Annotated in this window: 12 protein-coding genes; all 12 read left to right on the forward strand. The window is 61.3% G+C overall.

Features of this window, described 5'->3' with window-relative positions; translation table 11 throughout:
* Positions 1-178: 178 nt before the first annotated feature.
* Entirely contained in the window at positions 179-1615 is a 1437-nt protein-coding gene (locus tag L888_RS0112805) for a sodium:solute symporter (RefSeq protein ID WP_005847060.1), read from the forward strand.
* A gap of 151 nt (positions 1616-1766) precedes the next feature.
* Complete coding sequence (locus tag L888_RS0112810) at positions 1767-2300, forward strand: sigma-70 family RNA polymerase sigma factor (RefSeq protein ID WP_027953176.1); 534 nt, start codon at positions 1767-1769, stop codon at positions 2298-2300.
* Positions 2301-2340: 40 nt separating this feature from the next.
* Entirely contained in the window at positions 2341-3375 is a 1035-nt protein-coding gene (locus tag L888_RS0112815) for a FecR family protein (RefSeq protein ID WP_027953177.1), read from the forward strand.
* 114 nt (positions 3376-3489) lie between these two features.
* Positions 3490-7047 (forward strand): SusC/RagA family TonB-linked outer membrane protein, encoded by a 3558-nt coding sequence (locus tag L888_RS0112820; protein ID WP_027953178.1) that lies wholly within the window; start codon positions 3490-3492, stop codon positions 7045-7047.
* A gap of 12 nt (positions 7048-7059) precedes the next feature.
* The gene (locus L888_RS0112825) at positions 7060-8487 is read left to right on the forward strand and encodes a RagB/SusD family nutrient uptake outer membrane protein (protein WP_044249487.1); all 1428 of its coding nucleotides are present in this window, start codon (positions 7060-7062) and stop codon (positions 8485-8487) included.
* A gap of 54 nt (positions 8488-8541) precedes the next feature.
* A complete protein-coding gene (locus L888_RS0112830) occupies positions 8542-9708 on the forward strand; it encodes a TlpA family protein disulfide reductase (protein ID WP_027953180.1) in 1167 nt (388 codons plus the stop codon).
* A 75-nt stretch (positions 9709-9783) separates the two neighbouring features.
* Complete coding sequence (locus L888_RS0112835; RefSeq protein ID WP_027953181.1) at positions 9784-10134, forward strand: type II toxin-antitoxin system RelE/ParE family toxin; 351 nt, start codon at positions 9784-9786, stop codon at positions 10132-10134.
* A gap of 2 nt (positions 10135-10136) precedes the next feature.
* On the forward strand, positions 10137-10448 hold the full coding sequence (locus L888_RS0112840; RefSeq protein WP_027953182.1) for a helix-turn-helix transcriptional regulator: 312 nt from the start codon (positions 10137-10139) through the stop codon (positions 10446-10448).
* Between the two features lie 373 nt (positions 10449-10821).
* Positions 10822-11703 carry a glucose-1-phosphate thymidylyltransferase RfbA gene (gene rfbA, locus L888_RS0112845; protein WP_027953183.1) on the forward strand — a complete coding sequence of 294 codons (882 nt, stop codon included), beginning with the start codon at positions 10822-10824 and terminating at the stop codon, positions 11701-11703.
* A gap of 64 nt (positions 11704-11767) precedes the next feature.
* The gene (locus L888_RS0112850; protein WP_027953184.1) at positions 11768-14308 is read left to right on the forward strand and encodes a GumC family protein; all 2541 of its coding nucleotides are present in this window, start codon (positions 11768-11770) and stop codon (positions 14306-14308) included.
* 4 nt (positions 14309-14312) lie between these two features.
* Positions 14313-14744: a BT0820 family HAD-type phosphatase gene (locus tag L888_RS0112855; protein WP_005847076.1), complete on the forward strand. Its 432-nt coding sequence runs from the start codon at positions 14313-14315 to the stop codon at positions 14742-14744.
* A 158-nt stretch (positions 14745-14902) separates the two neighbouring features.
* Positions 14903-15883 (forward strand): methionyl-tRNA formyltransferase, encoded by a 981-nt coding sequence (gene fmt / locus L888_RS0112860; protein WP_027953185.1) that lies wholly within the window; start codon positions 14903-14905, stop codon positions 15881-15883.
* Positions 15884-16073: the final 190 nt, after the last annotated feature.

Below are 16073 nucleotides of genomic sequence, written 5' to 3' on the forward strand. Positions count from 1 at the left end.
TTTTCACCGTGCAGCTATATGTTTAATATGTTGTTCTGTCTAAAAACCAACGCGGTTCTGTCCAAAAAGCCACGTCGTTCTGCCCGGAAACGCACGCGATTCTGCGCAGAATGTTGTAATTTTGCAGTCGAAAAGAGCGGCAGGACAGCCTGTCGCCCTGTCACCACAAGCTATTCGGATGGTCATTCTTCTCACGGTTCTCGCCTATTTTGCCGCCCTGCTGGCCTACAGTCGGCTCGTCACCCGGCGCACGGACAACGATACCTTTTTTCGCGGCAACCGGCAGTCGCCCTGGTACCTGGTGGCTTTCGGCATGGTGGGCGCCAGCATCTCGGGCATCACTTTCGTGTCGGTGCCGGGCATGGTGACGCAGACCGACATGACCTATCTGCAGATGTGCCTCGGCTTTGTGGGCGGCTACGCCGTGGTGGCGTTCGGTCTTCTGCCCCTGTACTACCGGCTGCGGCTCACCACCATCTATGCCTGGCTCGACCGTCGGCTGGGCCCCAGGAGCTACCGCACGGGGGCCTCGTTCTTCCTGCTGTCGAAGATGACGGGTGCCGCCGTGCGTTTCTACGTGGTGTGTTTCATCCTGCACCGCTACGTGCTGCAGCCCCTCGGCGTGCCCTTTGCCGTGACGGCGGTAGGCATGGTGGCCCTCATCTGGCTCTACACACGCCGCGGCGGCATCAGGACGCTGGTGTGGACCGACACCCTCCAGACGCTCTGCATGCTCACGGCGCTGGCTCTCATCATCCTGCATGTCACCGCCGAGCTGCACCTTTCGCTGCCCCAGGCCGCGGCTGCCGTGGCCTCCGACAGCCACAGCCGCGTGTTCGAGTGGAGCAATTGGGTGAGCCGACAGAACTTCTGGAAGCAGCTGTTGAGCGGCGTATTCGTCACCATCGTGATGACCGGACTGGACCAAGACATGATGCAGAAGAACCTGACGTGCAAGACGCTGCGCGACGCGCAGAAAGACATGTGCTGCTACGGGCTGGCCTTCGTGCCGGTGAACCTGCTGTTTCTCTCGCTCGGCGTGCTGCTCATGATGCTGGCCCACCGGCAGGGCATCGCCCTGCCCGCCGCCGGCGACGAGCTGCTGCCCCTCTTTGCCGCCACCGGACGGCTGGGCACGGCGGTGACGGTGCTGTTCACCATCGGCGTGCTGGCCGCCGCCTTCTCCTCGGCCGACTCGGCCCTGACGGCCCTCACCACCAGCTTCTGCGTGGACCTGGCCCGCCGGCCCGACGACGAACGCCTGCGCCGCCGCGTGCACGCGACCATGGCCGTGGCGTTCGCCTTGCTGATATGCGGCTTCCGCGCCGTCAACTCCACGAGCGTGCTCGATGCCATCTACATCCTCTGCTCCTACACCTACGGGCCGCTGCTGGGCCTCTTTGCCTACGGCCTGCTCACCCGCCAGCCGGTGGCCGACCGCCGGGTGCCCTGGATATGCGTGGCCTCGCCCCTGCTCTGCCTGGCCCTCGACACCCTTACCGCGGCCACTACGGGCTACCGTTTCGGCTACGAACTGCTGATGCTCAACGGCGCCCTCACGGCCACCCTCCTCTATCTGTCGCGCCCCACAGCCGCCCCTGCCCGGGTCTTGTAATCCCCTATCACCTCTTATCCCCCTCCCTATCCCGCCCTATTCCCCCCTCCTTATCAAGTCCTATCCCCTCCTATAACTTCCTATCCCCCTCCTATAACCTCCTGTCAAGTCCTGTCATCTCCCACCATTCCTCCCCCCACCGCCGCCGCCCATGCCCCTCTCCACCCGTTCCGACCAGCAGTTTGCCCGCCTCTTCCGCGCGCAGTATGCCCGGCTCTACTACTACGCCGTGCAGCTGACCCACGACCGCGAGGCCGCGCGCGACATCGTGAGCGACACCTTCGCCCACGTGTGGAGCCTGTGGGACACGGTGGACGACACGCGCGCCGCCACGCTGCTCACGGTGGCCGTGAGGCGCAGGTGCATGGACTTGCTGCGCCACCGCCAGGTCGAGGCGCGCTATGCCGACTACTACGTGCACGCCGTGGACGAGGCCTGGAACGACGCCCCAGAGTCGCTGCGCCGCCAACGGCTGGCCGACCGCCTCATGGCGACCCTCTCCGAGCCTACCCGCACCATCATGCGCATGTGCTATCTGGAGCACCGCCGATACAACGAGGTGGCCGCCACGCTGGGCGTGCACCACGACACGGTGAAGCGGCACGTCATGCGCGCCCTGAAGTTGCTGCGCGCACGCTTCGGCGAAAAATCGCCCGACGAGGTTGCCACCGAAAGCGAAACCTGAACGTATCCATGATGCAACAACCCTTCAGACCCCATAACGCATGAAAGACAAAGACCTGCACCGCCTCACGGCAGCCCTCCAAGCCATGAAGGCCACCGAGCCGGGGGCCTCCCTCACCCCCGACGAGGAGGCCCTGCTGGCCCACGACGCCGAGACCCGCGTCCAGCTGCAGGCTCTGGCCCGGGCCCAGCGCGCCCTCACGGAGCAGGGCGTGCCCCTGCCCGACGTGGAGCGCGAGCTGCAGCGCGTCACCGCCAACAGCCGGCAATCCGCGCGCACGGCCCGCCTCGCGGCCCTGCGCCCCCATCTGCTGGGCGCCCTCGCGGGGGCGGCGGCCATGTGGATAGCCGTGATGGCCATCGGCCGATGGCTGCCCGGCACCAGAGGGGACACCGCAGCCCCGACTGCCCGCCATGCCGCCACGGCCGACACCACGCTGGCCCATGTGGCCACGGCCGAGGACGAAACGCTGACCCTCCACATGGCCGACGGCACCCAGGTGACGCTCAATGCCAACAGCCGACTCGACTATCCGCGCCGCATGCGTAGCGGCCGGCGCACAGTGTGGCTGCGCGGCGAGGCCCTATTCAGGGTGAGCAAAGACCGCCGCCGGCCCTTCCTGGTGCACACCACGGGGCTCACCACCCGTGTGCTCGGCACCACGTTCGACGTGCGCGCCTACCCCGGCCAGCGGCCCAGCGTGGCCCTGGTGGAGGGCCGTGTGCAGGTGACCGCCCGCGGCAGCCGCCACGCCCTCACCATGGTGCCCGGCCAGAAAGTGGAGGCAGGCCCCGCCGGCACCCTCGTGGCCACCACGGCCAACACCGACGAGGAGACGGCATGGAGCGACGGACAGTTCTACTTTGACAACCGGCGGCTTGAGGACATCATGGCCGAGCTGGGCCGGTGGTACGGCGTGGACGTGGTGTTCGGCACGCCCGCGCTACGCGACCTGCGCCTCAACTTCGCCACCTCGCGCCGCAGCACGGCCGCCGAGACCGTGGAACTGCTCAACAGCATGCACCATTTCCACGCGCGGCTGCAAAACCAACAGATTGTCATCGAGCAGCCCTGAAAAAGTGAAGAAACCGTGTTTTTCCCACTTTTCTGCTTTCAGCCTGCCACCACCTGCCGGCCCTCCACGTATCTAAGGCAAAGCAACAAATCATCAACTAAAAACCAACGTCGTATGAGAGACAGACTACATGGCATCCTGGGGCTGGCCGTCGCCCTGACCGTGGCCGCCGCCCTGCCACAGCCCCTGCCGGCACAGACGGCCGGTAAGCCCACCGTGACCCTCACGCTCCGGGGCGAACCCATGGCCAAGGCCCTGCGGCAGATTCAGAAACAGTCGGGATGGAAGATCCTTTTCGTCGTCGACGACGTGAAAGTCTACACCGTCACGGCCAGCCTCGCGGGCCTCACGCCCCAGCAGGCCGTGGCCCGCGTGCTCGAGGGCAAGCCCCTGGACTACACGGTGAACGGCCGCTACATCAGCATTGCACGCAAGGCCGCCACTGCCAAGGACGCGCCGACCGGCCCCCAGGGCAAGCCCGCCGCACCGAAAGACAAGGCCGACCTGAAGCGCATTGCCGGCACCGTCACCGACGAGCAGGGCGAGCCCCTCGTGGGTGCAGCCGTGAGCGTGCCGGGCTCGCCCTACGGCACGGTGACCGATGTGGACGGCCGATACGAACTGCTGATACCCGGCGACTGCACGGAAGTGCAGCTCAGCTACGTGGGCATGAAGACCAAGAAGATGCTGGTGGGCCGCCACGAGACCAACAACTACGTGCTCTCAGAAGACAAGACCATGCTCGACGAGGTGCTCGTCACCGGTTACCAGACCATCTCCAAGGAGCGCGCCACGGGCTCCTTTGCCAAGCTCACGGCCAAAGACCTGGAGACCAAGCGCATGAACTCCATCACCTCGCTGCTCGAGGGCCAGGTGGCGGGCTACACCGACGGCACCATACGCGGCCTGTCCACCATGTACGGCGAGAAAGTTCCGCTCTATGTCATCGACGGTTTCCCCGTAGAGAACCAGACCATGGACTGGCAGGGCTACGTATCGACCCAGCTGCCCGACCTCAATATGGACGACATCGAGGACATTACCATCCTCAAAGATGCCGCCGCGGCCAGCATCTACGGCGCGCGTGCGGCCAACGGCGTGATTGTGATCACCACCAAGCGCGGCTCGCGCAACGAGCAGCTGGAGGTGGGCTTCAACGCCTCGCTGGCCTGGAAGCCCTACGGGCTCTACACGGGCAACCTGGCCTCGAGCGCCGACATGGTGGCGCTGGAGCGCGAGTGGGCCGCGGCCAACACCTCGCTGCACGGCGCCGACGCCCAGGCCTACGCCCGGACGGCACTGGCCGAGAACCACTATCCCAACGCCGGCATACGCGCCATACTGAACCACTACGCCGGCAACACCACCGAAGCAGAGATGAATGCCACGCTCGACAGGCTGGCCACGCGCGGATACAACTACTACGACCAGGTGGCCCGCCACGCCAAACGCGACGAGCTGCAGCAGCAATACAACCTGAACCTGGCCAAGACCACGGCCGCCAACCGGTTTAAAGCCTCGGTGACTTACAAGCACAACGCCTACGAAGACCGCTACTCCAAGGACCAATCGGTGGGCATCAACCTGGCCAACACCACGCGCCTGACGCGCTGGATGGAGCTGGAGACGGGGGCTTACCTGCAGTTTGCCGACGCCGACGAGCAGACCTACAACCCGCTCTTGCCGGGCTACACGGTGCTGCCCTACGACGACCTGCTCAACGCCGACGGCTCACCCTGCACCCGGCCGGCCGCCCTGCTCTACGGCTCGACCCACCAGGCGGCCCTCAAGCAATACGGGCTCTACAGCGAAGACATCACGCCGATGGCCAATCTGGACAAGGGAGTGGGCAACACCAAGACGCTGAACCTGCGCACTTTTGCCCGACTCAACGTCGAGTTGACGCCCTGGCTCAGGTACGCGGCCTCGTTCCAGTATGAGCGCGGCTCGGCCAAATACCGGCAGATACAGCAGGCCGGGTCGTATGAAGTGAACCGGCTGGTGAACAGTTTTGCCACGCAAGAGGGCGGCGTCGTGGTCTACAACCTGCCCTACGGCGACGTGCTCAACACGCGCGACCAGTACCGCAAGTCGTACAACTTCCGCCAGCAGCTCTCGTTCGACCACACCGTGGCCGGGCGTCACAACGTCTCGGCCATCGTCGGCACCGAGACACGCGAGAACAAACTCGAGATGCACCGCAACGCTTACTACAACTACAACGACCGGGCGCTCACCTCGGGGGCCGTGAACGAGGCCATGCTCATCGAGGGACTGACCAATGTCTTCGGCGACTACAGCTCGGCCTCGAACCCCGCCGCCTTCTACGAGACGAAGAACCGGTACGTTTCGGTCTATGGCAATGCGTCGTACACCTACGACAGCCGCCTCTCGGCCACGTTCTCCATGCGCTGGGACCGCTCCAACCTCTGGGGCACAAGCAACCAGTATCAGAACAAGCCCATCTGGTCGGTGGGCGGTTCGTGGAACCTCTCGAACGAGCCGTTCATGAAACGCCACACGTGGGTGAACATGCTGAAACTGCGTGCCACCTACGGCATCACGGGCAACGTGAACCCCACCTACTCGCCCTACCTCGTGACTTACTCGGGCACCGACTACAACACGGGCCAGCCCTACCAGTACGTGGCCACGCGCCCCAACAGCGATCTGTCGTGGGAAAAGACCAAGGTGACCAACATCGGGCTGGACTTTGCCCTGCTCAAAAACCGGCTACGCGGCACCATCGACTACTACAACAAGTATGGCGAGCGGCTGCTGGCCACCACGCAAGGCGTGCCCACCGAGGGCTACGGCTACTCGTCGTATGCCATCAACAACGGCGAAATGCGCAACCGCGGCCTCGAAATCACGCTGCAGGGCGACGTGCTGCGCACCGAGGAACTCACATGGACGCTCAACGGCATGCTCGCGCTGAACCAGAACCGCGTGATGTATGTCAACGTGAAGGCTCCGGTCTACTTCCTTGCCCTCGACCACTCCACGGCCTATCCCACCATCGGCGACCAGTATGGGGCGCTCTACGGCTACGCCTGGGGCGGGCTCAACAGCGAGGGACTGCCGCAGGTCTACGACGAGCAGGGACGGCTCACGACCACCGCACCCACCTCGCTCGACGCCATCCGCTGCATCGGCAACGCCATGCCCACCTACAGCGGGTCGTTTGGAACCACGGTGTCGTGGCGCGGATTCGACCTGTCGCTGCTCTTCACCTATGAGGGCAACTACAAGCAGCGCAACGCCAACATGCCGTTCCTGAACTATGGCTACGCCAGCGGCATAGGCTATGTGTCGCGTCTGTCGAAGCTGGGCAGCGGCATTGCCGCCCGATGGCGACAGGCCGGCGACGAGCGCACCACCGAGGTGCCGCGGGCCGCCTTTGCCGAAGCCGGGCTGCCGCTGACAAGCCTCTACTCCACCTATTATTATTCGTCGGCCAACCTGCTCGACGCCTCGCACGTGAGGCTGAGCAACGTTGCGCTGGCCTACCGCCTGCCCCGGACCCTCGTGCGCAAGGCATGGCTCAGCAGCGCACGCGTGCAACTCAACATCGAGAACCCCTGCCTCTGGGCCAAGAGCAGCCAGGCCAAGTACCAGCTGGGCGGATACAACGCCACGACCTACGTGCTGGGCGTATTTCTGAACTTCTAATTCCGCAACCCCATGAACAAGCATATCCACACTTCCACCTGCCGCACGCTGGGCCTCGTGCTCGCGGGCGTGCTCGCACTGAGCGCGTGCAACGACTATCTGAACGAGAAACCCAAGGGCAAGAACATCCCGGAGACGCTGGCCGACTATGCCCAACTGCTCAACTATGAGAACGGCGCACACCGCTACGACGTGACCCAGGCCGAGAACCTGCTGGGCGACCGCTATGTGTCGGCCTACTACCTCACGGGCTCCAACCCGCTGTATCAGGCCAACTACAACTGGGACACGAGCATCGACCGCGCCGAATGGAACAAGTCGGACGAGACCACCTACTATCAAGGCTACGCCAACATCGCCGTGGCCAACCTGGTGATGGAGAACGCCATGACGGCTACTGACGCCACCGACGCCGAACGCCACACGGTGTATGCCGAGGCCCAGGCGCTGCGGGCCATGGCTTATTATCAGCTGGCCAACTTCTACGCCGACACCTACAACCCCGCCACGGCCCAAACCACACGCTGCGTGCCCATCATCACTAGCTCGGCCGTGAACGCGCCCTACGAGCAGGGTAGCGTGCAACAGGTGTACGACCTCATCATCGCCGACGTGGAGGCGGCCCTGCCCTACCTGCCCGACATGGGGCAAAACATCCTGCTGCCGGGCAAGGGGGCGTGCTACGCGTTCCTGGCCCGCGTGTATCTCACGATGATGAACTACGACCAAGCCTCGGCCTATGCCGACAGGGCGCTGGCCGTGAACCGCAAGCTCTACGACTGGACAGCCTTCTACGAGGCCAACAAGACGGCCATCGAGACACCCGACGTGTGGACGCGCGCCACCTCGCCCATGGGTTTTGACTATTGTGAGAACTACGACTTCAAGCATGGCGACATGAGCCGCGCCGAGGGAATCACGGGTGTGCCACAGTGGCGCAGCCAGACGGTGGAGGACGGCGACGCCAAGTTCTATGCCAACTGGAAGCTGCGCGACTATGGCGGCGGCACCGTCTACTACTACGGTATGACGACAGGCTACTTCAATATGGGCGGCTGCCGCACGGCCGAGCAGTATCTCATCAAGGCCGAGTGCGAGGCCCGCAAGGGCAACCTCACGGCCGCCATGGACTGGCTCAACCAGCTGCGCCGCACGCGTATCCTGCCCGACAAGTACCTGCCCGTCGTGGCCACGACGGCCAACGAGGCCATGGCCGCCATCTGCCGGACGAAGTTCAACGAGCTGATTGGCTCCATTGTTCCCTTCGCCGACATCCGAAGGCTCAACGCCGAGGGCAAATTCCCCTACACGCTCACCCGCACACACAACGGCAAGACCGAGTCGCTCGCCGGCGACTCCTACCTCTGGACCATGGTATTTCCCCTCGGAGCCATCAGCAATCCCGGCGGTGGCACCCTGCAATACAATGCCACGCGGTAGCCGTGGCCCGACATGTAGCCTGCATTTTCCATCAGCACTAACACCTTATTATATATGAAGAAGATAATATTCACCCTCGCTCTGCTGGCCGCCACCCTGCTGGCCGGCGCACAATCCACCGTATCGCTCACCATCGCCGGGCTTCCCGACGGCACGGTCATCGAGGCCGCGCTGGGCAGCACCCATGCCGACGAACCGCCGTTGGCCTCGGCCACCCTCACGGGCGGCAAGGCCACGCTGACCGTGCCCGTCGCCGAGCCCCGCATGATCGACTTTAGGGCCAAGGGCGTGCCCGGCACCCTGCTCCACCTCATGACCGGGCAGGGCGAGCGTGTCACGGCCTCGGTGGCTGCGGACAGCACCGAAAGCGACGGCGTCACCTACTATATGGGCAAAGGAGAGCAGGTCTACGACAGTCCGCTGCACGCCCAGTACATGATGAAGCTCGGGGCTTTCAAGAAGTTTCTGGAGATCTACAACGGCGCGTACCACGACGCATACCGCGACATCAACCGGCAGATCAGCGCAGCCTATGCCGCCAAAGACTCGGCCAAGATGGCCCGGCTGCGGGCCTCCGAGGCGTGGAAGGAGTTTATGGCATGCGATGCCCAGTTCTTCAATCTCATAGAGAAGCGGTACAACGAGCTCTTTGCCGAGAACGACAGTACGTGGTGGGGACCGTTCATGCGGCTTGACGTGTATTCCTATTTCACGCCCGAGAACAAGGCCGACTACGAGTGTCTCTCCGCCTCGGCCCAGTCGTCCTACTACGGCCGGCTGCTCAAGGAGCTCGTAGACCCCAAGGGACTCAAGGAGCAGGACTATCCCCGCTTCAGCGTGCTTGATGCCAACGGCAAGACCACACCGTCTGACAAGATTGCCAAAGGCAGGAAATACCTGCTCGTCGACTTTTGGGCTTCGTGGTGCAAGCCCTGCCGCAACGAGATTCCGAACCTCAAGGCATGCTACGACCAATACAAGAACAAGGGGCTGCAAATCGTCAGTATCTCCCTCGACCGCAGCGATGCGGCCTGGAAGAAAGCCCTCAAGGAGGAGCAGCTGCCCTGGCCCAACGGTGTGGACAGGTCGCGCATTGCCGATGCCTACAAGGTGCAGTCCATCCCTGCCATGTTCCTCGTGGACGTGAAGACCGGCAAAATCATCGCCGAGGGACTGCACGGCCAGCTGCTTCGAGACAAACTTGCCGAGCTCATGAAGTAGCCATCGGACAAGCACTATGTAATAAAAGTCTTCCAAATATTTGGTAATATGGAATAAATTACCTACATTTGCGGCATGGAGACAGAACAAAGGGAAATCTTTTATTCGCCGGAATACGAAGACTATTACGGTGGATTACCGAAGAAAGTGCAACAAAAGTACGACTACGTGGAGCAAATCATCCGAACACAGAGGGTGGTCAATCAGAAGTTTGTCAAGCACTTGGAGAACACTTTTCTATACGAAGCCCGTGTGTCAACTGGCGGAAACGAGTACAGAACCATTGTGTTTGCCATAGACTCCCGCAGCCTTGTCGAGAGCCGCAGCGTTCTTTTCCTGAATTCTTTCCTCAAGAAAGACACCAAGCAATACGGCAAAGAGATTGATACCGCCATCAGAATATTAAACAGATATACGGAGGACTGACCATGATAAAACTGAATGAAGAGAAACTCGAGACACTGCACACATCATCGCAGCACCTCGAACAAAAGTACGGGCCCAAGGGATCTGCTGCGCGCGAGGAGTTTGAGGCGCGGGCAAACACCTACTATTATGCCGAGTTGCTGAAAGAACAGCGCAAGCTGCAAAAGCTGACGCAACAACAACTGGCCGACCGCATCGGCAAGAAGCGGGAGTATATCTCCACCATCGAGCGGGGCAACTGCGACATGCAGCTCTCCACGTTCATGTTAATAGCCAATGCGCTGGGGCTCCGCTTCTCGCTCGTCGTGGGTTGAGCCCACGGCAACACCTCCTGCATGCAGCAAGGAGGAGCAACACCAATAACCAAGATTGATACGTAGGGACACACCCCGTGTGTGTCCATTTACGTCTCTCGGTTTTTGAACATACAGGGCGTATGTCCCTATGGCTTGGCTGTAATCCGAAGCTCTGCCCCACCCTCCTTTCATGTGCAAAAGTGAGAGAAACTTGCATACAGCCGTGTAAATTCCTGATTAAAAACACATCTATCTCGATTTTAATTGCTACCTTTGCACGGTAATGTAAAGGACAGTTCAACGATTCAACCCTCTTCTGCGCCTAAACCCTATGAAGAATGCCTGTACGTAGATGTTTGAAGTTGAAAGAATAACAAAACAAAAATAGCACATGAAAGGTATCGTATTGGCCGGCGGCTCCGGCACCAGACTCTATCCGATTACCAAAGGAATCAGCAAACAGCTCATTCCCATCTTCGACAAACCGATGATTTACTATCCGGTGTCGGTACTTATGCTTGCGGGCATCCGCGACATCCTGATTATCTCCACCCCTTTCGACCTGCCGGGGTTCCGTCGTCTGCTGGGCGACGGCCATGAGTTGGGCGTGCATTTCGAGTATGCCGAGCAGCCCAGCCCCGACGGACTGGCCCAGGCTTTCATCATCGGCGAGCAGTTCATCGGTGACGACAGCGTGTGCCTGGTTCTGGGCGACAACATCTTCTACGGCTCCGGCTTCTCCCGTCTGCTCCGCGAAAGTGTGCGCCAAGCCGAGGCCGAGGGCAACGCCACGGTGTTCGGCTATTACGTGAACGACCCCGAACGCTACGGTGTGGCCGAGTTCGACAACCACGGCAACTGCCTCAGCATCGAGGAAAAGCCCCGCCATCCCAAGAGCAATTACGCTGTGGTGGGCCTCTATTTCTACCCCAACAGCGTGGTGGAGATAGCCCGCAACATCAAGCCCAGCCCCCGCGGCGAGCTCGAAATCACCACCGTCAACCAGGAATACCTGGCCCAGCAGAAGCTGAAGGTGCAGACACTGCAGCGCGGCTTCGCCTGGCTCGACACCGGAACCCACGACAGCCTCTCGGAAGCCAGCACTTTCATCGAGGTGATTGAGAAGCGGCAGGGACTCAAAGTGGCCTGTCTTGAGGAGATCGCCTACAAGCGCGGCTGGATCAGCCGCGACCAACTCGCCGAACAGGCACGGCCCATGGCCAAGAACGACTACGGCAAATACCTGCTCCAACTGGCCGAGGCACAAGACTAACGCTCTCCCGCACGGCACCCGGAGCATTCATCAACACAGAACAATATCCCTTTATTCATAAACAATGGAAGAAAACAAAACACTGGACGTGGAGCAGACAACCGCGCCAATGGAGGAGGACAAGTCGTCCTTTGACTTTGCCGCGATCTACACCACGCTGATTCTTAACTGGAAGTGGTTCATACTTTCCTTGATTATCTGCTTGGGCACGGCGGCCATTTATCTCCGCTACAAGACCCCCATCTACCAGTCGTCGGCCAAGCTGCTGATTAAGGACAACGACCAATCCAGCAATCGCGCCAACAGCATGCTGAGCACAGCCACGCTCGGTATGATTTCAAACTCCAACGGTATAGACAACGAAATGGAGATCCTTACCTCGCATTCGCTGGCCGAACAGACCGTGCGCGACCTAAAACTCTACGTGGATTATTACCGCGTGGGCAAGGTAAAGGATCAGTTGGTGTACAAAACCCAGCCCATCAGCGTCGATATTGACGCTGCCCATCTGGAGAAACTCAACACCACCATCGAGCTGCTCATCAAGCGTGAGGGCAGCGCATACCGCGTCACCGGCACCTACTACGTGCCCGTCAACGAGAACGAGGCCGACGGTCCCTACGCCATTGACAAGACCATCAAACGGCTGCCCGTCACCATCGGCACGCGTGCCGGCATCCTCACCCTGACGGCAAACACACTCAATCCAATGGACGAGGGAGAGAAAATGCACATCTTTGTGCGCTCGCCCAAGTATGCCGCATATAAATATGTGAACGAGTTGAGCGTGTCGCAGACCAGCAAGACCACAACCATCGCCCAGCTGGTCATCAACGACGAAGACCCGCAACGCTCGGTCGATTACCTGAAACAGCTGGCCGTCTGCTACAACCGGCAGGCCAACGAGGATAAGAACGAGATAGCCTTACGCACCGAAGACTTCATCAACAGCCGTCTGGACAAGATCAACTCCGAGCTGGGCAACACCGAAGGACAGCTTGAAACCTACAAGAGGAACAACCGCATGGTGGAGCTCAAGCTCAATGCCGGCCAGGCTGTGCAGAACGCAGACGCCTACTCGCAGAAAGTGGTCGAGGCCGGAACACAGGTGGCTCTGCTCGACGAGATGCGCAGCTACATCGACAATCCCGCCAACCGCTACCAGCCGCTGCCCTCCAACGTGGGTCTGACCGACCAGTCGGCCACGTCGCTCATCAACAACTACAACACCCTTGTGCAGCGTCGCAACCTGCTGTTGCAGAGCGCCAGCGAGAGCTCTCCCTCCGTCATCCCCCTCACCAGCCAGCTCGACGACTTGCAGAACTCCATCCGCCGCGCCCTCGCACAGGCGCGCCGCAACCTGCAAATCCAGCGTCGCTCCATCTTCTCGCAGTACAACAAATACGAAGGCCAAGTGGGCGAGACACCCGAGCAGGAGCGCATGCTCACCCAGATTGGCCGCCAGCAGGAAGTGAAGTCGGGGCTCTACCTGATGCTTCTGCAGAAGCGTGAGGAGAACTCCATCTCGCTCGCAGCCACGGCCGACAAGGGCAAGCTCATCGACAATCCCGCTATCGGCGGGCAGATCAGTCCCAAGAAGCCGATGATTATGCTCATCGCCCTCATCATTGCACTGTCTATTCCCGCCTTGGTGCTGTTCCTCATCCAGTTCTTCCACTACAAGATCGAGGGCCATGCCGACGTGGTGCGCCTCACCAGTCTGCCCATCTTGGCCGACGTGGCCGTGGCCTCCGAGGTGGCCAAGACCAAGGCCGACATCGTGGTTCACGAGAACAAGAACAACATGATGGAGGAAATCTTCCGCTCCATGCGCACCAACCTGCAGTTCATGCTCGAGGAAAACGAGAAGGTCATCATGTTCACCTCCACCAATTCGGGCGAGGGAAAGACCTTCATCGCCGCCAACCTCTCGGTGTCGTTCGCTCTGCTGGGCATGCGTGTGCTGCTCGTAGGTCTCGACATCCGCAAGCCGCGCCTGGCCGAACTCTTCGAGCTCCCCGACAAACAGCACGGCATCACCAACCTGCTTGTCAAGGACAAGCCCGAGTGGGAAGCCATCCAGAGCCAGATCGTTCCGTCGGGCATCAACGCCAACCTCGACCTGCTCATGGCCGGTCCGGTGCCGCCCAACCCCGCCGAGCTCGTGTCGCGCCGCAGCCTTGAGGACATCTTCGCCCTGCTGCGCGAGCACTACGACTACATCCTTGTCGACACGGCGCCCGTGGGTCTGGTGACCGACACGCTGCAGATAGGCCGCGTCTGCGACACCTCCGTCTACATGTGCCGCGCCGACTACACCGCCAAGGAGAGCTTCGACCTCATCAACGGCCTCTCGACCACCAAGAAACTGCCCAAGATGAGCATCGTCATCAACGGTATAGACATGTCGAAGAAGAAGTACGGCTACTACTACGGCTACGGCAAATACGGCAAATACGGCAGGTATGCCCGCTACAGCATCTACAGCAAGTACAGCAGTTACGGGTCTTACGGCCGTTACGGCAGCTACGGCAACTACGGTGCTTACGGCAATTACAGCAACAGTCACTACAGCGACGGCAACGACAACTCCATCAAGCGATAAGCCCATGGCCACCATAGCAGTAGACTTTGACGGAACCATCGTGGAGCACCGCTACCCCGAAATCGGCGAGGAGCTCCCCTTTGCCACCGAAACCCTGCGCATGCTCATCAAGGATCAGCACCGCCTCATCCTCTGGAGCGTGCGCGAGGGCAAGCTCCTGCAGGATGCCGTGGACTGGTGCCATGAGCGCGGCGTCGACTTCTGGGCCGTCAACCGCGACTATCCTGAAGAGGAAGAAGACAAGAACAATCACTTCAGCCGCAAGCTCAAAGCCGACTGGTTCATCGACGATCGCGGCATCGGCGGGCTGCCCGACTGGGGCGAAATCTATAAAATCATCCACGACCACAAGTCGTATGCCGACGTGATTCGCGAAAGCATGGGGCACACCGCCGTGGAAGATATTCCCCGCAAAAAGCACTGGTGGCAGTTCTAATCCCGCCACCCCCCACCTCTCAACACCGGGGCAGACCTCTCCACGAGCGTCTGCCCCGCTGCATTCCGGGGGACATGCGCCGGCGCACAGTCACCGATGGCCCGCGCCACACACCGTCGCCCCCGCACCAACCATCAAGAAAGCAATCAAAAACAACTATGGAAAAGAAAGATCTCCGCATCGTATTCATGGGCACGCCCGAGTTTGCCGTAGGCACGCTGAGCCGCCTCGTGGACCAAGGCTACCGCGTGGTGGCCGTGGTCACCCAGCCCGACAAGCCCGTGGGGCGGCACCAGGACCAGCTGCAACCCTCCGAAGTGAAGAAGTATGCGCTGGCCCACGGCATCCCCGTGCTCCAGCCCGTCAAGATGAAAGACCCCGACTTCGTGGCCGAACTGGCCAGTTTCCAGGCCGACCTGCAGGTGGTGGTGGCCTTTCGCATGCTGCCCGAGGTGGTGTGGGCCATGCCCCGGTTCGGCACTTTCAACGTGCACGCCGCCCTGCTGCCGCAGTATCGCGGTGCGGCACCCATCAACTGGGCCATCATCAACGGCGAGACCAAGACGGGTGTGACCACCTTTTTCCTCGACCACAACATCGACACGGGCCGCATTATCCTGCAAAAACGCTTCGCCCTGCCCGACGAGGCCGACGCGGAATACGTCTACAACGGACTGATGCACCTCGGCGCCGACATCGCCGTGGAGACCATCGACCTGGTGCTGGCCGGCAACGGCCGCGTGGCCTCCACCGACCAGCAGGGACAGCTGCCGGCCGGCACCGTGCTGCACCCAGCCCCCAAAATCTTCAAAGACAGCTGCCGCATCGACTGGCGCCAGCCGGCCAAGCGCGTCTACGACTTTGTGCGCGGCCTCTCGCCCTACCCCGGCGCATGGACGACCGTCACCTGCGGCGGCCCGCTCTCCACGCTCAAGCTGTTCCGCACCCGCAAGACGGGCGAGGAGTGCGCAGGGCTGAGGCCGGGCTCGCTACGGCTGGAAAGGGGGCGGCTCCTCGTGGCTTGCGCTGACGAGTGGCTCGAAATCCTCTCGCTCCAGCTGGCAGGCAAGCGGCGCATGGAGGCCCGCGAGTTCCTCAACGGCCTGCATCAATCGGAGCTGCTGAGCATCGAAGAATAAGAGCATCCGCCTCCATGTTCGCGTGGAGCGCTTCGTTCTTTCACGCGGAGCACATCAGTTTTTCACGCAGAGGCGCGGAGAAAAAGAGGCTGCGCCCCGATTTTTTCCACGAAAAAAGATGTGGACTTTCTCCTGCCAACCATCATTCTTTCACGCTGTTCGCGCTGGTCTTTCACACAGAACCCGTTGA

Origin of the sequence: Hallella seregens ATCC 51272 (assembly GCF_000518545.1) — a bacterium.
Lineage (GTDB): Bacteria > Bacteroidota > Bacteroidia > Bacteroidales > Bacteroidaceae > Prevotella > Prevotella seregens.